The organism is Hylemonella sp. GW821-FHT12C09, assembly GCF_058807395.1.
Genome location: NZ_JBXAQQ010000001.1, coordinates 38,004 through 56,537, shown reverse-complemented (window position 1 = coordinate 56,537; position 18,534 = coordinate 38,004). Strand labels below are relative to the sequence as shown.

17 protein-coding genes are annotated in these 18,534 nt (G+C 65.7%); 5 read left to right on the top strand and 12 right to left on the bottom strand.

Annotation, left to right across the window (positions count from 1 at the left end; all coding sequences use genetic code 11):
* Positions 1–22: 22 nt before the first annotated feature.
* The 11 genes from dnaK to AC1RRP_RS00245 all read right to left on the bottom strand — a co-directional run bounded on the left by dnaK (position 23) and on the right by AC1RRP_RS00245 (position 12,297).
* Entirely contained in the window at positions 23–1,963 is a 1,941-nt protein-coding gene (dnaK, locus tag AC1RRP_RS00295) for a molecular chaperone DnaK (RefSeq protein ID WP_493032102.1), read from the bottom strand.
* Positions 1,964–2,036: 73 nt separating this feature from the next.
* A complete protein-coding gene (gene grpE, locus AC1RRP_RS00290; protein ID WP_493032101.1) occupies positions 2,037–2,573 on the bottom strand; it encodes a nucleotide exchange factor GrpE in 537 nt (178 codons plus the stop codon).
* 106 nt (positions 2,574–2,679) lie between these two features.
* Positions 2,680–3,036, bottom strand: a complete 357-nt coding sequence (locus tag AC1RRP_RS00285; RefSeq protein WP_493032100.1) for an FKBP-type peptidyl-prolyl cis-trans isomerase — start codon at positions 3,034–3,036, stop codon at positions 2,680–2,682.
* A gap of 127 nt (positions 3,037–3,163) precedes the next feature.
* Positions 3,164–3,475 (bottom strand): winged helix-turn-helix transcriptional regulator, encoded by a 312-nt coding sequence (locus tag AC1RRP_RS00280; RefSeq protein ID WP_493032099.1) that lies wholly within the window; start codon positions 3,473–3,475, stop codon positions 3,164–3,166.
* A gap of 199 nt (positions 3,476–3,674) precedes the next feature.
* Positions 3,675–4,136: a MarR family winged helix-turn-helix transcriptional regulator gene (locus tag AC1RRP_RS00275; RefSeq protein ID WP_493032098.1), complete on the bottom strand. Its 462-nt coding sequence runs from the start codon at positions 4,134–4,136 to the stop codon at positions 3,675–3,677.
* Between the two features lie 14 nt (positions 4,137–4,150).
* Positions 4,151–5,845, bottom strand: coding sequence for an acyl-CoA dehydrogenase family protein (locus AC1RRP_RS00270; protein ID WP_493032097.1), 1,695 nt, complete (start codon positions 5,843–5,845; stop codon positions 4,151–4,153).
* Between the two features lie 9 nt (positions 5,846–5,854).
* A complete protein-coding gene (locus AC1RRP_RS00265) occupies positions 5,855–7,570 on the bottom strand; it encodes a tannase/feruloyl esterase family alpha/beta hydrolase (RefSeq protein ID WP_493032096.1) in 1,716 nt (571 codons plus the stop codon).
* A 122-nt stretch (positions 7,571–7,692) separates the two neighbouring features.
* Positions 7,693–8,682, bottom strand: coding sequence for a tripartite tricarboxylate transporter substrate-binding protein (locus AC1RRP_RS00260; RefSeq protein ID WP_493032095.1), 990 nt, complete (start codon positions 8,680–8,682; stop codon positions 7,693–7,695).
* A 52-nt stretch (positions 8,683–8,734) separates the two neighbouring features.
* Entirely contained in the window at positions 8,735–9,499 is a 765-nt protein-coding gene (locus AC1RRP_RS00255) for an SDR family NAD(P)-dependent oxidoreductase (protein ID WP_493032094.1), read from the bottom strand.
* Between the two features lie 118 nt (positions 9,500–9,617).
* Positions 9,618–11,489: a feruloyl-CoA synthase gene (locus tag AC1RRP_RS00250; protein ID WP_493032092.1), complete on the bottom strand. Its 1,872-nt coding sequence runs from the start codon at positions 11,487–11,489 to the stop codon at positions 9,618–9,620.
* Positions 11,490–11,514: 25 nt separating this feature from the next.
* Entirely contained in the window at positions 11,515–12,297 is a 783-nt protein-coding gene (locus AC1RRP_RS00245) for a crotonase/enoyl-CoA hydratase family protein (protein ID WP_493032091.1), read from the bottom strand.
* A gap of 124 nt (positions 12,298–12,421) precedes the next feature.
* On the opposite strand from AC1RRP_RS00245, the gene AC1RRP_RS00240 reads away from it, so the two are divergent.
* Together AC1RRP_RS00240 and AC1RRP_RS00235 are read left to right on the top strand one after the other, a co-directional pair.
* On the top strand, positions 12,422–13,285 hold the full coding sequence (locus tag AC1RRP_RS00240; RefSeq protein WP_057675414.1) for an amidohydrolase family protein: 864 nt from the start codon (positions 12,422–12,424) through the stop codon (positions 13,283–13,285).
* 75 nt (positions 13,286–13,360) lie between these two features.
* A complete protein-coding gene (locus AC1RRP_RS00235; protein WP_493032090.1) occupies positions 13,361–13,642 on the top strand; it encodes a late competence development ComFB family protein in 282 nt (93 codons plus the stop codon).
* 45 nt (positions 13,643–13,687) lie between these two features.
* On the opposite strand, the gene AC1RRP_RS00230 is transcribed toward AC1RRP_RS00235, so the two are convergent.
* Entirely contained in the window at positions 13,688–14,815 is a 1,128-nt protein-coding gene (locus AC1RRP_RS00230) for a 5-methyltetrahydropteroyltriglutamate--homocysteine S-methyltransferase (RefSeq protein ID WP_493032089.1), read from the bottom strand.
* Between the two features lie 207 nt (positions 14,816–15,022).
* Here AC1RRP_RS00230 and AC1RRP_RS00225 point away from each other — a divergent pair, with 207 nt between their 5' ends.
* The 3 genes from AC1RRP_RS00225 to AC1RRP_RS00215 all read left to right on the top strand — a co-directional run bounded on the left by AC1RRP_RS00225 (position 15,023) and on the right by AC1RRP_RS00215 (position 18,529).
* Positions 15,023–16,162, top strand: a complete 1,140-nt coding sequence (locus tag AC1RRP_RS00225) for an ABC transporter substrate-binding protein (RefSeq protein ID WP_493032088.1) — start codon at positions 15,023–15,025, stop codon at positions 16,160–16,162.
* A 235-nt stretch (positions 16,163–16,397) separates the two neighbouring features.
* On the top strand, positions 16,398–17,573 hold the full coding sequence (locus tag AC1RRP_RS00220; RefSeq protein WP_493032087.1) for an ABC transporter substrate-binding protein: 1,176 nt from the start codon (positions 16,398–16,400) through the stop codon (positions 17,571–17,573).
* Positions 17,574–17,653: 80 nt separating this feature from the next.
* Entirely contained in the window at positions 17,654–18,529 is an 876-nt protein-coding gene (locus AC1RRP_RS00215) for a branched-chain amino acid ABC transporter permease (RefSeq protein WP_057675419.1), read from the top strand.
* Positions 18,530–18,534 lie beyond the last annotated feature (5 nt).

Below are 18,534 nucleotides of genomic sequence, written 5' to 3'. Positions count from 1 at the left end.
AGGCGGCGCAAGGCGTCCGGCGTTAACCCTTCTTGACTTCCTTGACTTCGGCGTCCACCACATTGTCGTCGGCCGGACGGCTGGCCTGCGGCTGCTCGGCGCCCGGGGCGGCACCGCCACCGGCGGCGCCTGCTGCGGCCTGCTGCTCGGCGTAGAGCTTCTCGCCCAGCTTCTGGCTGGCCAGCATCAGCGCTTCGGTCTTGGCCTCGATGGCGGCCTTGTCCTCGCCTTTGATGGCTTCTTCCAGGTCCTTGGCGGCGGCTTCGATCTTTTCCTTCTCGCCAGCATCGAGCTTGTCGCCATGCTCGGTCATGCTCTTGCGCACGCCATGCACCGTGGCGTCGGCCTGGTTGCGGGCCTGCACCAGCTCAAGGCGCTTCTTGTCGTCGGCGGCGTTGAGTTCGGCGTCCTTCACCATCTGCTGGATTTCCTCCTCGGACAGACCCGAGTTGGCCTTGATGGTGATCTTGTTTTCCTTGCCGGTGGCCTTGTCCTTGGCGCCCACGTGCAGGATGCCGTTGGCGTCGATGTCGAAGGTCACCTCGATCTGCGGCAGGCCGCGCGGGGCCGGCGCAATGCCTTCGAGGTTGAACTCGCCCAGCGACTTGTTGCCGCTGGCCATCTCGCGCTCGCCCTGGTAGACCTTGATGGTCACGGCCGGCTGGTTGTCGTCGGCCGTGGAGAAGGTCTGTGCGAACTTGGTCGGGATGGTCGTGTTCTTGGCGATCATCTTGGTCATCACGCCGCCCAGGGTCTCGATGCCCAGGGACAGGGGGGTGACGTCCAGCAGCAGCACGTCCTTGCGGTCACCGCTGAGCACCTGGCCCTGGATGGCGGCGCCCACGGCGACGGCCTCGTCGGGGTTGACGTCCTTGCGCGGCTCCTTGCCGAAGAACTCCTTGACCTTGTCCTGCACCTTGGGCATGCGGGTCATGCCGCCGACCAGGATCACATCATGGATGTCGCCCACGCTCACGCCGGCATCCTTGATGGCGGTACGGCAGGGAGCGATGGTGCGCTCGATCAGTTCCTCCACCAGGCTTTCCAGCTTGGCGCGGGTCAGCTTGACGCTCAGGTGCTTGGGGCCCGAGGCGTCAGCGGTGATGTAGGGCAGGTTGATGTCGGTCGAGGTCGAGCTGGAGAGTTCGATCTTGGCCTTCTCGGCAGCTTCCTTGAGGCGCTGCAGGGCGAGCACGTCCTTGGTCAGGTCCACGCCCTGGTCCTTCTTGAACTCGCCAATGATGTAGTCGATGATGCGCTGGTCGAAGTCTTCGCCGCCCAGGAAGGTGTCGCCGTTGGTGGACAGCACTTCGAATTGCATCTCGCCGTCGACGTCGGCGATCTCGATGATGGAGACGTCGAAGGTGCCGCCGCCCAGGTCATACACGGCGATCTTGCGGTCGCCCTTGCCGCCCTTGTCCAGGCCGAAGGCCAGGGCTGCAGCGGTGGGCTCGTTGATGATGCGCTTGACGTCCAGGCCGGCAATGCGGCCGGCGTCCTTGGTGGCCTGGCGCTGGGCGTCGTTGAAATAGGCCGGCACGGTGATGACGGCTTCGGTCACGGGCTCGCCCAGGTAGTCCTCGGCGGTCTTTTTCATCTTGCGCAGGATGTCGGCGCTGACCTGCTGGGCCGAAATCTGCTTGCCGCGCACTTCCACCCAGGCGTCGCCGTTATCGGCGGCCACAATGCTGTAGGGCATCAGATCGATGTCCTTCTGCACTTCCTTCTCGGTGAACTTGCGGCCGATCAGGCGCTTGATGGCGTACAGCGTGTTCTTGGGGTTGGTGACCGCCTGGCGCTTGGCCGAGGCGCCGACCAGCACTTCACCGTCTTCCTGGTAGGCGACGATGGAGGGGGTGGTGCGCGCACCTTCCGCGTTCTCGATCACCTTGGTGGTGTTGCCCTCCATGATGGAAACGCAGCTGTTGGTGGTACCGAGGTCGATGCCGATGATTTTGCCCATGTCTTACTCCTGAGATTCCTGGAAATTCTGATGCGCTGTACTTGTGGATAACTGGCCCGGTTTCAAGGGCTTTTTATTTGGGGGCCGCCACGGTCACCAGGGCGGGGCGCAGTACGCGCTCGGCAATGGTGTAGCCCTTTTGCAGCACGCTGACCACGGTGTTGGCGTCCTGTTCGGCCGGCACCACGCTGATGGCCTGGTGCTGATGCGGATCAAACTTGCTGCCCGCGGCCGGGTTGATGACGATGACCTTGTTGCGCTCCAGCGCGGCACTGAGCTGGCGCAGGGTGGCTTCGGCACCTTCGCGGATCTGCTCGGGCGTGGCGTCCTTGATGTTCAGGCCGGCTTCCAGGCTGTCGGTCACCGGCAGCAGGCTTTCGGCGAAGCTTTCCACGGCGAACTTGCGGGCCTTGGTGATCTCGTCCTCGGCGCGGCGGCGGGCGTTTTCGGCCTCGGCCTTGGCGCGCAGGAACTGGTCGGCCAGTTCAGCGCTTTTCGCCTTGAGTTCGGCCAGCTCGGCCTGGACCTGTGCCAGTGCCTCGGCATCGGTGCTCGCGGGGGCATGCCCCGGTTCTTGATCGGGGGTGGGGGTGGCTTGCGTGTCAGACATGCTTGGAAGGTTGGAAGGAAGGTCAGCCGCGGACATGGGGGCGTCGCCGACCATTTCAAGAGCGCTCCGACAGGAACCGGCCGCCGGGTGGCGGCCGGCAGGGGGGTCAGGCCAGGGCCAGCAGTTCGACTTCGAACTTCAGGGTGGCGTTGGGCGGAATCACGCCGCCGGCGCCGCGGGCACCGTAGCCCAGGGCTGCGGGGATGATCAGCACGCGGGTGCCGCCGATCTTCATGCCGGCCACGCCCTCGTCCCAGCCGCGGATCACCATGCCGCCGCCCAGGGAGAATTCGAAGGGGTCGTTGCGGTCCTTGCTGGAATCGAACTTGGCACCTTGGGTGCCGTTGTTGTAGAGCCAGCCGGTGTAGTGAACAGTCACCGTCTGGCCGCGGGTCGCCTCGGCACCCGTGCCGGGGATGGTGTCTTCGTACTGGAGTCCGGAGGGGGTGGTGGTGATGGCCATGGCGCGGTCCTTCTCGCTATTTATTTGATAGCTGACGGTGCCGGTCTGAAGCCCGCACGCCAGCTGGCGAAGGGCGAATTATGCCAGTTGGGCGCGATCCGGCGGCGCGGTTGCCGGCGCTTGGGGCTCAGCGCGCCTTGCGCGCCTGGCTGGCCAGCCATTTGCTGGCAAAGGCGGGCAACTCGCCCATGCGACGGGTCAGTTCGGTGCCGCTGGTGGTGAGCAGGTAGCCGTCGCTGCCGTGGTTGAGCAGGCCGGCCTCGCGCAGTTCCTTGATGCGGGTGTTCAGGGTGTTGGGGGTGATGCCGCCGACGCTGTCCTGCAGCAGGCGGAAGGTCTGGGCATGGCCGTCACGCAGGGCCCACAGCACACGCATGGCGTAGCGCGACTCCAGCAGAGCCAGCAGCTGACCAATGGCGGCGTTTTCCTTGTAGCTCATTCCACAGCACTCCTTGAAACGCCATGCCTGAGGCCTGGCGCACCCTCCCTGTGCCTGCTTGCCGCCGCTATACAGCAGACAGACGAGGCGAAGGCGGACTATAGCGCAGATTCCGGACTGCTACAAGATTAATAGCTAATGGGTTTTCTCGAAGCACGGAGGCGGCCGGTCGGAGGGCCGGGCGGCGTGAAAAATTGCATCAAATGTAGATTTTTTTCAACAGCTGCATGAGCATTTTCCGTTCGGCGACGGTCAGCCGGGCAGTGGTGGCTTCCTCCAGTTCGGACGCCGTCACCTCGGCCTGCTTCACCATCTTCTTGCCCGTGGCCGTCAGGTGCAGGCCCATGGCGCGGCCGTCGTGCGGGTGGGGCCGGCGCGTGATGAGCTCGCGTCTTTGCAGCTGGTTGATCATGCCCACCAGGTTGGGGGGCTGGATGTTGAGCGTGGTGCAGAGCTGGCGCGAGGTGATGCCCGGGTTGTGCGCGATCAGCGACAGCACGGAGAAGTCGACCGGGCGCAGGCCATAGACCGCCATATTGCGCAGGAAGGCATCGACGATGACCAGGGTGGCGCGGCGGGCGTTGTAGCCGACCAGGCTTTCCAGGTAGCTGGTATCGACCTGTTCGATGGCGGTGTCGGGGCTGAGTTTGCGAGTGGCCATGGTGGGGTGTTGGTTCAGGCGGCCGCCGGTGCCGGGGCGGCGGTTTCGGTGTCGGCCAGCTGCTGTTCGATGATCTGCAGATGCATGGCGAACGCGGGCAGCACCCAGGTCTGCAGGGCGTGCGCCGGGGCCAACCAGTGCGCCTGTTTGCTGGTGATGCGCGCACCGGCCCAGCCCAGCAAGGCCAGGGCCAGGGCCTGCAGGAAGTCGTCGGCGACCCAGTAGGCCAGGTCGGCGCGGTAGGTCGCGGCCTGGGCCAGGCGCACGGCCAGCTGGCGCAAGGCGTCGAAGCGCTGTTGCACTTCCAGGGGCAAGGGGTCCTCGGTCGCCAATTGATCGAACAGCGCGCCCAGCGCGTCGCCGCCGTCGGGCAGCACCTTGCGCAGCAGCAGGTCGATGGCCTGGATCTCGTTGGTGCCCTCGTAGATCATGGTCACGCGCGCATCGCGCACGATCTGCTCGATGCCCCATTCGCGCACATAACCGTGGCCGCCGAAGACCTGCAGGCAGGCGCTGGCGCCATGGAATCCCTGGTTCGTCCAGGCGGCCTTGAGCACGGGCGTGACCAGGCTGCACCAGCGCTGCGCGGCGTCGCGCCGGCCTGGATCGGCGTGGTGCCTGGCCGCATCCAGTTCGATGGCCGTACGGTAGGCCAGCAGGCGGCCGCCGTCGATCCAGGCGCGCTGGGTCGTGAGAATGCGCTGGATTGCGGGGTGGTCCTCGATCAGGCTGGTCTGCGTGGCACCGGGCGCGCGCATCTGGCGCCGCTCCTGCGCGTAGGCGCTGGCTTTTTGCCAGGCGGCTTCCAGCAGGCCGATGCCCTGCAGGCCCACGTGCAGACGCGCCGCGTTCATCATGACGAACATGGCGTTCAGGCCGCGGTGCGGTTCGCCCACGAGCCAGCCCGTCGCGTCCTCGAAACGCATCACGCAGGTCGGGCTGCCGTGCAGGCCCATCTTTTCCTCGATGCGCTCGCAGAACACGCCGTTGCGTGCGCCAGCGGGCAGCACCTTGGGCACGAGGAAGAGCGAGAGTCCCTTGGGGCCGGGCGCCGCATCGGGCAGGCGCGCCAGCACCAGGTGCACGATGTTGTCGCTGAGGTCATGCTCGCCGCCGGAGATGAAGATCTTGCTGCCGGAAACCAGGTAGCTGCCATCGGTCTGCGGCAAGGCTTTCGTGCGCACCAGGCCCAGGTCGCTGCCGGCCTGCGGCTCGGTCAGACACATGGTGGCCAGCCACTCCCCGGTGGCGATCTTTTCCAGGTAACGCGCCTTGAGTTCATCGCTGCCGTGGTGCTTGAGGCATTCATAGGCGCCATGCAGCAGGCCCGGCGCCATGGTCCAGCCATGGTTGGCCGCGCTCAGCATCTCGTAGAGCACGGCCTCCAGCACGGCGGGCAGTCCCTGGCCACCATCCTCAGGGGCACAGGCCAGCGCGGGCCAGCCGCCCTGCCAGAAGGCCTGGTACGCGGCACGAAAGCCCGGCGGCATGGTGACGCGACCGGCCTCGAACTGCGCACCGGTTTCGTCCCCCACGCGTTGCAGCGGCGCGATCTCGCTGGTGACGAACTTGCCGGCCTCTTCCAGCACCTGGCGCATCAGTGCATCGTCGACTTCGGCATACGGTGGCAGCGCCTGCAGCTGTGAGGGGGCATCGAGCACACTCATCAGCAGCTGCTGGATGTCATCGAGTCGGGGCTGGTAATCCATGGGCTGAACTTATTGGCAAATGAAGCTGCTCGCGTCTTCCAGCGAACCCTGGCCCTTGTAGCGCGCCACGGCCGGGTAGGCGCACAGGGGGCGGCTGCGCGTGGCAGACCAGTCTGCGGGCAGTTCGGTATTCACGCCGCCCGCATTGCCCGCGCCGCGCGCCGTGGCCGGCACGGCTTGAGGTGGAACACCCTGTTCCACCCACAGCACCAGCGGACCGAGCAGGTCGAACTGGTCGGTGGCCGGGCCGCCGCTGCAGTGGTTCATGCCGGGCACGGGGAAGTAGCGGGCGAAGTCGTCGACCGGGCCGCTCAGGGCCTTGCCCAGCCTCTCGATCCATTGCCGGGTGTCCTCGGCCGAGAACACCGCGTCACTCACGCCGTGGTAGAGCAAGATCTTGGCGCCGCGCGCGCGCAGCGGGGCCAGGTTGCCGGGCTGTTCATGGCCCGGGGGTGTCATGAGGGACAGGCCCGATTCCTTGTAGGTGGTGTCGGTGGCGTTGAGCAGCGCCAGGCGCGCGCCCAGGTCTTCCTTGAGCGCATCGACCCGGCCCGGTGGCACGCTGAACACGGTGCCCACCGACAGCGGGTCCAGCGCCAGCGAGTTCACGAACTTCCAGGTGCCCCAGTTGGCGCCGACCAAGCCATTGTCGTAGGGGAAGGGCGCATACAAGGGCTGGCCGCTGTTGCTGCGCGCACCGCTGAAGAGGGCGCCGATGATCTGCTTCTGTGCCGTGCTCAGGCACTGGCCATGGCGTTCGCCGCTGCAGCTGGGTACATCGGTCTGCAGATGGAAGCGGGCCTGGCAGGCCTGCACGTCCTGCACCAGACCGTCACGCGCGCCGTCCAGGGCGTCGCATTGGGCCAGGATGGCCTGGGCCACGGTCTGGCGCTCCTGCGGCGTGAAGGCACTGCTCAGGTCGGGGATGCGCCCCTGTGGCGCGAGGGGGTGGGGCGCGGTAGCACCCGGTGTGGCCAGGGTGCTGAACTGCTGGGCGCCCCAGAGCTGGGCCAGTGCGGCATGGGGCAGGCGGTAGCCCGGTGCGCCAATGAGGTAACCGTCGTACTGTTCGCCCACGCGCGCAGCCGTCACCATGGCGTGGCGCCCGCCGTTGGAACAGCCCCCGATGTAGGAACGGTCTGGTCCCTTGCCGTAGGCCGTGCGGATCAGCGCCTTGGCCATGGGCGTGAGCTTGGCCACGGCCTGGTAGCCGTAGTCCAGCCGCGCCTGTGGTTCCAGGCCGAAGACCGTGGTCTGCGCGCCGGTGTGACCAGCATCGGAGCTGATGACGGCAAAACCCTGAAACAGCGCGCCCGTCAGCGGCCCGCCGCCCAGCGCACCGAGCGCGGGCTGCACATTGCCATCCAGCCCGCCGTTGCCCTGGTAGTAGAAGCGGCCGTTCCAGGCCTGGGGCAGGCGCATCTCGAAGCCGATGGCGTAGTCGCGCCCGTCGCTGCCCTTGCGTTTGTGCATGCTGCCCTTGACCAGGCAGTGGGCCGGCATGGCTTGCGCGCCCAGCTTGAGCGCACCCTCGGCCACGGCTGTCACCGCATCGATCTGCGTCTGCTCATGACGGAAGCCGGCCAGCAGTCCTTCGCAGTTCTGCAGCGTGGCAGCGCGGCTGGCGCCCAGCACCGGCGGCGTGGCGGGCGGGCTCGTACTGCAGGAGGCCAGCAGCAGGGCGGCCGGCACGAGCAGCAGGAGGGGGCGGGGACGATGCTTCATGGGACAACTCCAGAAGTTCAGGGTTCAAGGCACAGGCAGCCGGTCCCGCCGGTAGGCGGGAGTAGCTTGTTGACGCGGACGCCGTAGCGGGAAACCGGGCCACGCGTGCAGCCCGGTCTTCATCAGGACTCGGACGTGAAGCCGATCTGCTTGACCAAGGGTCCCCAGCGCTCGTACTCGGCCTTCTGGTCCGCGGCCATCGCCTGCGGCGTGCTGGGGAAGGCGACGAGACCGACGAGCGCCAGTGCATCGACCACTGATTTGTCCTTCAGCGCCTGTGTGATGGCGGCATTGGCCGCGGCGATGGTGGCCGCCGGCGTCTTGGCGGGCGCGTAGAAGCCGAACCACTCTTCCGAGGTGATATCGGGGTAGCCGAGTTCGGTGAAGGTCGGGACGTCCGGCAGGTAAGGCGAGCGCTTGCGGCCCGAGGTGGCCAGCACGCGTACGCGGCCGGTCTTCATGTGCTGCAGGTAGTCGCCGCTCGGGTTCATCGCCGCGGCGATCTGGCCGCCGACCAGGTCGGTGATGCTGGGCACTGTGCCGCGGTAGGGGACGTGCTTGAGTTCCACGCCGGCGCGCATGCCCAGCAGTGCGCCCAGCAGGTGGGGCATGGAGCCGGCGCCCGGTGAGCCGTAGTTGGCTTGCGTGGGATTGGCCTTGGCCCAGGCGAGGAAGTCCTTCAGCGTCTTGACTTCCGCCGGCACGGCCGGCCCGACGGCCAGGCCGTGGAACATGATGGCGCCGATCGACACCGGTGTCACGTCCTCCGGCTTGTAGGCCAGCTTGGGATAGATGTAGGGATAGACGGACAGGGCCGACACCGGCGCCAGGGCCAGTACCGAGCCGTCGGCCGGCGAGTTCTTCAGGGTCTCGACCGCGATGCGTCCACCGGCGCCCGGCTTGTTTTCAACGAAGCCGGCGATCTTGCTGTACGGCGTGCCTCCGATCTTTTCGGCGACGCGACGTGCGACGCTGTCACCCGCGCTGCCGGCGGGGAAGCCGTAGAAGATCTTGACCTGGTCCAGCGCCTGCGCGAGGGCGGCGAAGGGCGTGAGGGCGCTGAGCGCTGTGGCGCCAGCGGCGGCCTGGATGAGTTGTCGACGTTGCATCATGGTTTGTCTCCTGTGCAGTGGTTGGTGATGGGAACGGGAACAGAAACTGTTTTCAGCGCGGCGCCATGCGCAGCGCGCCATCGAGGCGGATCACCTCGCCGTTGAGGTGGCCGTTGGTCACGATGTGGCAGGCCAGCTGGGCGAATTCCTCAGGGTGGCCCAGGCGCTTGGGGAAGGGGATGGAGGCGGCCAGGGTGGCCTGGACTTCCTCGGGCAGTTCCTTCATGAGCGGCGTGGCGAAGAGGCCGGGTGCGACGGTGCAGACGCGGATGCCGTGCTGGGCCAGGTCGCGTGCCATGGGCAGGGTCATGCCGACCAGGCCGCCCTTGGAGGCGCTGTAGGCCTGCTGGCCGACCTGGCCGTCGAAGGCTGCCACGGAAGCGGTGAACATCATCACACCGCGTTCGCCATCGTCCAGCGGCGCCAGCTTGACGCAGGCCGCCGCAAACAGACGGCTGATGTTGTAGCTGCCGACCAGGTTGACGTTGATCACGCGTGTGAAGTCCTCCAGCGGCGCGGGCGAACCGTCCTTGGCGACGATGCGCTTGGCGCTGCCGATGCCGGCGATGTTCATCAGGATGCGCGCCGGCCCGTGGGCCGCGGCGGCCTTGGCCAGCGCGGCGGTGACGCTGTCGGTGTTGGTGATGTCGCAGGGGCAGGCGACGCCGCCGATTTCGGCGGCGACCTTTTCGGCCAGCGCCGCATTGACGTCGAGCACGGCGACCTTGGCGCCCAGGCGCGCCAGTTCACGCGCCGTGGCTTCGCCCAGGCCGGAGGCGCCGCCGGTGACGAGTGCTGCTTGTCCTTGGATGTTCATTTCAGTGACTCAGATGAATGAGGGGATGTCAACCCAGAGCACCCGCAGAACCGGCTTTGCCGGGCTGCTGGGTGCGCCCCCTTTGAGGGGGAGGCGCCGAAGGCGCTTCGGGGGTGTTTCATGGTTGAGGTTTGAGAATGCCGGCGGCCGTGTCGTCGTGCAGGGCCTGCACGAGCGCATCGCGGTGCTTGAGCACGGCGCGCTGGTTGATGGAGCCCTTGTCGGTGACCTCGCCCTTGTCGATGGAGGGCGGCTCGACCAGCAGCAGGGCACGTGCGATGCGGTTGGCGCTGCCGGTGGCTTCCCGCGCCAGCTGGTTGATCACGGCCTGCAGGCGCTGGCGCACCGGTTCGCTGGCCAGCACGGCTTCCCACGGCGCATCGGCACCCAGGCCGCTGACGCTGCGGCAGGCAGGCGAGGGGAAGATCAGCGCGCCGACTTCCTTCATGTTCAGACCGGTGAGCACCACGTCCTGCACATAGGGCGCACCGGTTACGATGACCTTGGCGCGCATCGGCCCCACGCTCACGAAGGTGCCGGTGGAGAGCTTGAAGTCCTCGGCGATGCGGCCGTCGAACTTCAGGCCGCGGTGCACATCCTGGGGGTCGATCCACTGCACGGCGTCACCGGTGCACAGATACCCTTCCTCGTCGAACGCGTCGCGCGTGGCCTGCTCCGAACGCCAGTAGCCGGGCGTCACGTTGGGGCCGCGGTAGCGCACCTCGGTCTTGCCGTCCACGTCGATCAGCTTGAGCGTCATGCCAGGTACGGGGGTGCCGATGTCGCCGGCCTTCACGTTGGGACTGTTGGTGAACATGGCCGAAGGTGCGGACTCGGTCATGCCCAGGCCGGTGGCCATGACGATGCGCTCTCCCACCTCGGCCTCCGCCGTCTGGTGCAGGCTGTCCCAGACCGGCTGGGCCAGGCCGGCGCCGGAGTAGAAGAACATGCGCACGCGCGAGAGCAGCTTCTTGCGCAGTGCCTCGTCGGTCTTCATGGCCTGGGCGATCATTTCGAAGCCCGTGGGCACGTTGAAGTACAGCGTGGGCGCGATCTCGCGCAGATTGCGCAGGGTCTCGCCGATCAGCGCGGCGGTGGGCTTGCCGTCGTCGATGTAGAGCGTGCCGCCGTGTTTCAGTGTCAGGCCCACGTTGTGGTTGCCGCCGAAGGTGTGGTTCCAGGGCAGCCAGTCCACGAAGACCGGCGGCGCTTCGGCGATGACCGGCATGGACAGGGTGATCTGCTGCAGGTTGGCGCACCACATGCGATGGGTGTTGATCACCGGCTTGGGCATCTTGGTCGAGCCCGAGGTAAACAGGAACTTGGCGATGGTGTCCGGGCGCACGGCATGCATGGCGTCGTCCACGGCTGCCGTGGGTGCGGTGTTACGCAGCGTCTCGAAGGAAGAGGTCGCACGACCTTCGATGGTGCCCTGGGCCAGCACCACTTCGACATCGGTGCCCACGGTGGCGGCAATGGCGCGGCCATAACGCGCTCCGTCGGCGGCGAACACCAGGCCCGGGGTCAGCGTGGTGAGCACATGCCTGAGCTTGTCGTAATCCTGGCTGATCGTGGCATACGCGGGCGAGACCGGGCAGTAAGGCACGCCGGCGTAGAGGCAGCCCAGCGACATCAGCGCATGCTCCAGCGTGTTCTCGCTCAGGATCACCACGGGGCGCTCGGCACTGAGCTTGCGGTCCAGCAGGGCCTGGCCGATGCGGCGTGCGCCGTCCAGGGCCTGGGCATAGCTGATGCGCTGCCAGTCGCCGGTGCGGCCCTCGCCCAGCTGGGCCCGGCGGGCCATGAAGGTGCGCTCGGGCTCGGCCTCGGCCCAGTGCACCAGGAAGTCGCTCAGGCGGCGGGCGTAGGCGCCCAGCGGCAGCTCGGCTTGCACATAACGCGTGCCGGGCGCGCCTTCGCGCACCTGGACACGGGTCACGCCAAAAGGCACGGGGCGGTAGCGCGGGGTGGTCTTGGTCGTCTCGCTCATGGGTCGTTTCGTGTCGGGGGAGATGTCAGCCCTTGCTGACCTTGGCGGCCTTGCCGTCGAGAAAGGCGCGCACGCGTTGTTTGGCTTCGGGGGCGCTCTGGGCGATGGCAGCCATCATGGCCTCGGTCAGGAAACCCTGGTCGGCCGGCTGCTCGGCAATGCGTGGCAGGGCGTGGATGAGCGCGTAGTTGGTCAGCGGGGCGTTCTGCGCTACGCGCACGGCCAGTTCAAAGGCCTTGTCGAAGGCGCTGCCCTGCGGTACCAGGTACTGCGCCATGCCGATCTTTTCGCCGTCCTGCGCGTTGTAGACGCGGCCGGTCAACATCATGTCGGCCATGCGCGAGGCGCCGATCAGGCGCGGGATGCGCACCGCACCGCCGCCGCCCACGAAGATGCCGCGCGAGCCTTCGGGCAGGGCGTAGAAGGTGGATTCGTCAGCCACGCGGATGTGGCAGGCGCTGGCCAGCTCCAGGCCGCCGCCGACCACGGCGCCGTGCAGCGCGGCGATCACGGGCACCGGGCCGTATTGCACGCGCTCCAGCGCGGCATGCCACATGCGGGAGTGGTGCAGGCCCTGGCCGGCGTCGCGTTCTTTCAGTTCGCTCAAGTCCAGGCCGGCGCAGAAGTGCTCACCCTCGCCGTCGATGACGGCGGCGCGCACGCCTTCGGGCAGGTTTTCGAACAGGTCACGGATGGCCAAGATCAGCGCGTCGTTGAGCGCATTGCGCTTGGCGGGTCGCGTCAGGCGGATGACAGCAACTTCCTGCTGCTCGCCGCGGCGCTCGAAATGGAGGTCGGGGTTCTTCATATTGCGTTTCTTTCTGGAATCGATTATGGTTATGAAATATAACCAATTCAAGCGAGCGACACTCGCTTTTCATCAGTGTTTACCCTAGGATGTTGAGCTCGACATCCCCCGCCAGGAGACGGTCATGGACCACAAGAACCTCATCGCCATCGATGTCCACACGCATGCTGAAGTCAGCTGCTGGAACCCTTTCGACAACTACGGCGAGGAGTACGACCGCGCGGCGGACAAGTACTTCCGTTCCAACCGCCGCCCGACCATCGCCGAGACCATCGCCTACTACCGCGAACGCAAGATCGGCCTGGTGATGTTCACGGTGGACAGCGAGTCCCAGCTGGGCCGCCGCCGTATCCCGAACGAGGAGATCGCCGAGGCTGCCAAGGCCAACAGCGACATGATGATGGCCTTCGCCAGCATCGACCCGCACAAGGGCAAGATGGGCGCGCGCGAGGCGCGCCGCCTGATCGAGGAGCACGGCATCAAGGGCTTCAAGTTCCACCCCACGGTGCAGGGCTACCACCCCTACGACAAGATGGCCTGGCCCATCTATGAAGTGATCGCCGAGCACAAGATGCCGGCCATCTTCCACACCGGCCACAGCGGCATCGGCAGCGGCATGCGCTGCGGTGGCGGCCTGCGCCTGGAGTACAGCAACCCCATGCACCTGGACGACGTGGCGATCGCCTTCCCCGACATGCAGATCGTCATGGCCCACCCCAGCTTCCCCTGGCAGGATGAGGCGCTCTCCGTGGCCACGCACAAGCCCAACGTCTGGATCGACCTGTCGGGCTGGAGCCCCAAGTATTTTCCGAAGCAGCTGGTGCAGTACGCCAACACCCTGCTCAAGGACCGCATCCTCTTCGGTTCGGACTATCCGCTGATCACGCCCGAGCGCTGGATGAAGGATTTCGAGGAAGCGGGCTTCAAGCCGGAGGTGATGCCCGGCATCCTCAAGGGCAATGCGGTGCGCCTGCTGGGCCTCGCTTGAAGGTGCGTCAGGCGCGTGGCCTTGTCAGGCCGCGCCCGACCTGCTAAGGTCACCGGCAGTTCCCTGGAGACTTTCATGATCAGCAATTTCGAGCAGGTCCATAACTACTACGAGCGCCTGGTGTTCGAGGAAGTCCTGCGCCGTTCGGCCCGCTGGCCGGAGATGACCCCCGACATGCTGGCCGACGTGGCCTGCGTGGCCCTGAACCGATTGCCTGCGCGTTATGTGCGCCACGACGTGGACCTGATGTTCTACCTGACCGAACACGAGCGCCACGCCATCGAGCTCTCGCTCGAAGCCGCCCTCGACTTCGGCTACAACTTCGTCAAGGATCGCTCGGCCAAGGCCGTCGCATAAAAAAGGCGGCCCGCAGGCCGCCCGTGTTCTGGTACCGGCCTGGTGTCAGGCCTTGCCCCAGACTTCCTGGGCCGTTTCCACCACCAGGCGCAACTTGGCGCGCTGGTCTTCCACGGCAATGTCGTTGCCATGCACCGTGCTGGAGAAGCCGCACTGCGGCGACAGGCAGAGCTGGTCCATGGCGACGTATTTGGCGGCCTCGTCGATGCGGCGCTTGAGTTCGTCCTTGGTCTCAAGCTTGCCGAACTTGGTGGTCACCAGGCCCAGCACCACGATCTTGCCCGGGGCCAGGAAACGCAGCGGGCGGAAGTCGCCGCTGCGGTCGTCGTCGTACTCCAGGAAGTAGGCGTCGAGGTTCATCTCCTTGAGCAGGGCTTCTGCGACGGGCTCGTAGTTGCCCGAAGCCGCGTGCGTGCTCTTGAAGTTGCCGCGGCACAGGTGCATGGCCAGCGTCATGCCGGCCGGCTTCTGTGCCACCACCTTGTTGATGAACATGGCATAACGATGCGGCAGCTCGTTGGGGTCGTCACCGCGCTGGCGAGCCGCCTCGCGCATCTTGTCATCGCACAGATAGGCCAGGTTGGTGTCGTCCATCTGCACATAGGTGCAGCCCGCTGCTGCGAGTGAGCGCAGTTCGTCGCCATAGGCCTTGGCCACATCGTCATAGAAGGCCGGGTCCAGCTCGGGGTAGTGCTCCTTGCTGATGCCGGCGCGGCCGCCACGGAAGTGCAGCATGGTGGGCGAGGGGATGGTCACCTTGGCCACGGCGCCGCGGCCCGGGGCGATCTGGCTCTTGAGGTACTGGAAGTCGGCGAGCTGGATGTCCTTGACGTGGCGCACCTTGTCGATCACGCGCATCACGGGCGGGGCCAGCTCCTTGGTGCCGTCGGGCTTGACGATGGTCACGGGCACGTCGGTGCGCACGCCGCCGATCTGTTCCAGGAAATCGATGTGGAAATAGGTGCGGCGGAACTCACCGTCGGTGATGCTCTGCAGGCCCACGTCTTCCTGGAACTTCACGATCTCGGTGATGGCCTTGTCTTCCACCTTGCGCAATTGCTCGGCGGTGATCTCACCCTTGGCTTTCTGCTCGCGCGCTTCCAGCAGGTACTTGGGGCGCAGGAAACTGCCGACGTGGTCGGCGCGAAAGGGTGGTGTGGCACGCAGTGTCATGGTTTTCTCCTCTGTAGGGCGCACATTGAAGAGGGTGGGGGATATGCCCGGCTCATTCAGTATACGTACTATTGATCGGTTATAACCCCTGGGGTTTCAAGGCATCAGATATTTCACATTGTTATCGGACAGGCGCAGGCACGAGATATGCGTCTGACGTATCTTGAAGTCCGTCAAAGCTATCGAAGGAACGCAAATATGCGAGGCATGTCAACGATCACCAAACGAGCTGCCATCGTCCTCCTGGGGATGGCAGGCTGGCTCGCGGTATCGCAGGGCGCCCAGGCGCAGGACATCGTCATCGGCCAGATCGGGCCTTTCTCGGGCCTGCCGGCGCCCGATGCACCCCAGCTCAGCCAGGGGGCCAAGGCCTACTTTGCCCAGCTCAACAAGGCCGGCGGCATCAACGGGCGCAAGGTGGCCTTCTTCGAACTGGATGACACCTACAAGCCGGACGGTTTCGTCGCCGCGTTCGAGCAGGCCATGCAGCGCAGGCCAGTGGCGCTGATCTCGCCGGTCGGCTCGGCCTCGCTGCAGCGCATGTTTGCTGACAAGCTGCTCGACAAGCACGATGTTGTCATCATGAATGCCGTGCCGGGCGCGGAGCCCTTCCGCAACCCCGGTCATCCGCGCCTGTTTCATGTGCGGGCTGGCGACAAGCAGCAGATCGAGAAGATCGTGAACCACGCCCGTACCCTGGGCATACTCAAGCTGGCGGTCATGCACCAGGACATTCCGATGGGAACGGGGGGCGTCAAGGTGGTGGCTGACGAGGCGGCTCGCCTCACGGGCATGGACGTCAAGGGTTACCAGTCGGTCTTCAAGCCCGAAGAGCAGGCCAAGGCGGCCGAAGAGGTCTTCAAGTCCAACCCCCAGGGCGTCATCGTGATCGGGGCGCCGCCCTTCACGGCCGGCAGCGTGGCCGCCTTGCGCAAGGCCGGGGTGACGCAATCCATCTTCATCCTGGGCGATACGGCCCCCGGCATGCTGGCCAAGGTGGCGGGCGCCGAGCTGGCGCGCGGCGTCGGCATTGCCCAGATCTACCCGAACCCCAATGGCAGGACCAGGACCCTGGTGCGCGAGTTCCAGGCGGCCATGCAGGCGGCCCACCCCGACATCAAAAGCTACGCCGCTTTCCACATGGAGGGGTATCTCTCGGCGCGCATCCTGGGCGAAGGCATGCGGCGTATCCGGGGCGAAATCACCCCCACGGCCCTGGCCAAGAGCCTGCAGGCCATGGGCGAAATCGATTTCGACGGCTACCGCATTGATTTTTCCAAGGGCAATGCGGGCAGCCGCTTTGTCGACATCGCCGTGATGGACCAGGAGGGGCGGCTGCGTTACTGAGGTGCCGTGCACCGGTTCAATTGTCAACCCAGCCCGACGCCGGTCGGGCTGAGTTTTGTTTTTTCCGTGAATGTGAGCGGTTAAGATATTTCAAACTGCTATATCTATCAGTCTGAAATTTGACTTGCGCATGATCTGGTTTGAGGCGAAAGTAATGAACCTTCGCGATACTGGTTTCTTCTGCGTGCCAGCGGATCGGGTGCGTGAAGTCATAAAACCTATTTAGGAGCCTTACATGAAAAAGCGTGAGTTTCTGAGCGCATCCATCCTGGCGTTGGCGGCGGTTTCCTCCCCGGCCGTGCTGGCCCAGGACAACACCTTCAAGATCGGCCTGATCCTGCCCATGACCGGTCAGCAGGCTTCCACCGGCCGCCAGATCGAGGCGGCTGCCAAGCTCTACATGGCCCAGCATGGCGACACGGTCGCCGGCAAGAAGATCCAGCTGATCGTCAAGGACGACACCAGCGTGCCCGACGTCACCAAGCGCCTGGCCCAGGAGCTGGTGGTGAACGACAAGGTCAACGTGCTGGCCGGCTTTGGCATCACGCCCTCGGCCTTTGCCACCGCGCCGATCGCCACCCAGTCCAAGACCCCGATGGTGGTGATGGCTGCCGGTACGTCCAGCATCACCCAGTCCTCGCCCTACATCGTGCGCACCAGCTTCACGCTGGCGCAGTCCTCGGTCGCCATGGCCGACTGGGCGGTCGCCAAGGGCGGCATCAAGAAGGTCGTGACCCTGGTCAGCGACTACGGCCCCGGCCACGATGCCGAGAAGTACTTCAAGGACCGCTACCTCTTCAACGGCGGTACCGTGGTCGACACCCTGCGCGTGCCCATGCGCAACCCCGACTTCGCCCCCTTCCTGCAGAAGGTGCGTGACGCCAAGCCCGATGGCCTGTTCGTCTTCGTGCCCTCGGGCGCCGGCGCGGCCGTCATGAAGCAGTTTCTGGAGCGCGGCATGGACAAGGCCGGCATCAAGCTGATCGGCCCGGGCGACATCACTGACGACGACCAGCTCAACGACATGGGCGATGGCGCCCTGGGGGTGGTCACGGCGCACCTCTATTCGGCCCACCATCCCTCGGCCACGAACAAGAAGTTCGTCGAAGCCTTCAAGAAGGCCAACAAGGGCATGCGCCCGAACTTCATGGCCGTCGGCGGTTATGACGGCATGCACCTGATCTACACGGCGCTGAAGAACAGCAAGGGCCAGGGCGGTGGCGACGGCCTGCTGGCCGCCATGAAGGGCCAGGTCTGGGAAAGCCCGCGCGGCCCCATGTTCATCGATGCACAGACCCGTGACGTCGTGCAGAACATCTACCTGCGCAAGGTGGAGAAGGTGGGCGGCGAACTGCACAACGTGGAATTTGACGTGATCAAGGACGTCAAGGACCCGGGCAAGACGAAGTGATGCCCGACCCGTGGATGCCTCCGGTCAGGGGGTGTCCATGGGTTTTTTTTTGCCCTGACCGGACCTGACCCGAGCCATTCATGCTGACGATTCTGTTTGACGGCATTGCCTACGGCATGCTGCTGTTTATCCTGGCGGTCGGCCTGTCCGTGACCATGGGTTTGATGAACTTCATCAACCTGGCCCACGGCGCCTTCGCCATGGTGGGAGGCTACGCCACCGTGCTGCTGATGCAGCGTTATGACGTGCCTTTCCTCGTGTGCCTGCCGGTGGCCTTCGTGGGCGTGGCCCTGCTGGGTGCCGTGCTGGAGCGCACGCTCTACCGTCCGATGTACAGCAGGCCGCACCTGGACCAGGTGCTGTTCTCCATCGGCCTGACCTTCATGGCCGTGGCCGCCATGGACTACTTCATGACCTCCAGCCAGCAGATCATCCATCTGCCCGAGTGGCTCAAGGGGCGCACCGAGATCGGCGACGGCCCCTGGATGCTGGGCATGGGGCATTACCGGCTCTTCATCATCGCCATCTGCGCGGCACTCACCATCGGCCTGCAGTACATCCTGGCGAAAACCCGTTTCGGCAGCCGCCTGCGCGCATCGGTGGACGACCAGCGCGTGGCCGCCGGCCTGGGCATCAACGTCAACGTCGTGTTCCTGCTGACCTTCGCGGTCGGCTCCGGCCTGGCCGGCCTGGGCGGTGCGCTGGGCGCCGAGGTGCTGGGCATGGACCCGAGCTTTCCGCTCAAGAACATGATCTATTTCCTGATCGTCGTGGCCGTCGGTGGCACCTCGTCCATCACCGGGCCCCTGCTGGCCGCGCTGCTGCTGGGCATTGCCGACGTGGCCGGCAAGTACTACATCCCGCGCTTCGGCGCCTTCATCGTCTATTTCCTGATGATCGTGATCCTGATCTGGCGCCCGCAGGGCCTCTTTGTGCGCAAGGGGGGCAAGGCATGAAAAAC

Excerpts from the sequence above, each read along its gene's own strand:
- grpE (WP_493032101.1), bottom strand. The coding sequence starts at position 2,573 with ATGTCTGACACGCAAGCCACCCCCACCCCCGATCAAGAACCGGGGCAT.
- dnaK (WP_493032102.1), bottom strand. The coding sequence starts at position 1,963 with ATGGGCAAAATCATCGGCATCGACCTCGGTACCACCAACAGCTGCGTT.
- AC1RRP_RS00255 (WP_493032094.1), bottom strand. The coding sequence starts at position 9,499 with ATGAACATCCAAGGACAAGCAGCACTCGTCACCGGCGGCGCCTCCGGC.
- AC1RRP_RS00245 (WP_493032091.1), bottom strand. The coding sequence starts at position 12,297 with ATGAAGAACCCCGACCTCCATTTCGAGCGCCGCGGCGAGCAGCAGGAA.
- AC1RRP_RS00230 (WP_493032089.1), bottom strand. The coding sequence starts at position 14,815 with ATGACACTGCGTGCCACACCACCCTTTCGCGCCGACCACGTCGGCAGT.
- AC1RRP_RS00215 (WP_057675419.1), top strand. The coding sequence starts at position 17,654 with ATGCTGACGATTCTGTTTGACGGCATTGCCTACGGCATGCTGCTGTTT.
- AC1RRP_RS00280 (WP_493032099.1), bottom strand. The coding sequence starts at position 3,475 with ATGAGCTACAAGGAAAACGCCGCCATTGGTCAGCTGCTGGCTCTGCTG.
- AC1RRP_RS00240 (WP_057675414.1), top strand. The coding sequence starts at position 12,422 with ATGGACCACAAGAACCTCATCGCCATCGATGTCCACACGCATGCTGAA.
- AC1RRP_RS00250 (WP_493032092.1), bottom strand. The coding sequence starts at position 11,489 with ATGAGCGAGACGACCAAGACCACCCCGCGCTACCGCCCCGTGCCTTTT.
- AC1RRP_RS00225 (WP_493032088.1), top strand. The coding sequence starts at position 15,023 with ATGTCAACGATCACCAAACGAGCTGCCATCGTCCTCCTGGGGATGGCA.
- AC1RRP_RS00265 (WP_493032096.1), bottom strand. The coding sequence starts at position 7,570 with ATGAAGCATCGTCCCCGCCCCCTCCTGCTGCTCGTGCCGGCCGCCCTG.
- AC1RRP_RS00220 (WP_493032087.1), top strand. The coding sequence starts at position 16,398 with ATGAAAAAGCGTGAGTTTCTGAGCGCATCCATCCTGGCGTTGGCGGCG.
- AC1RRP_RS00285 (WP_493032100.1), bottom strand. The coding sequence starts at position 3,036 with ATGGCCATCACCACCACCCCCTCCGGACTCCAGTACGAAGACACCATC.
- AC1RRP_RS00270 (WP_493032097.1), bottom strand. The coding sequence starts at position 5,845 with ATGGATTACCAGCCCCGACTCGATGACATCCAGCAGCTGCTGATGAGT.
- AC1RRP_RS00275 (WP_493032098.1), bottom strand. The coding sequence starts at position 4,136 with ATGGCCACTCGCAAACTCAGCCCCGACACCGCCATCGAACAGGTCGAT.
- AC1RRP_RS00235 (WP_493032090.1), top strand. The coding sequence starts at position 13,361 with ATGATCAGCAATTTCGAGCAGGTCCATAACTACTACGAGCGCCTGGTG.
- AC1RRP_RS00260 (WP_493032095.1), bottom strand. The coding sequence starts at position 8,682 with ATGATGCAACGTCGACAACTCATCCAGGCCGCCGCTGGCGCCACAGCG.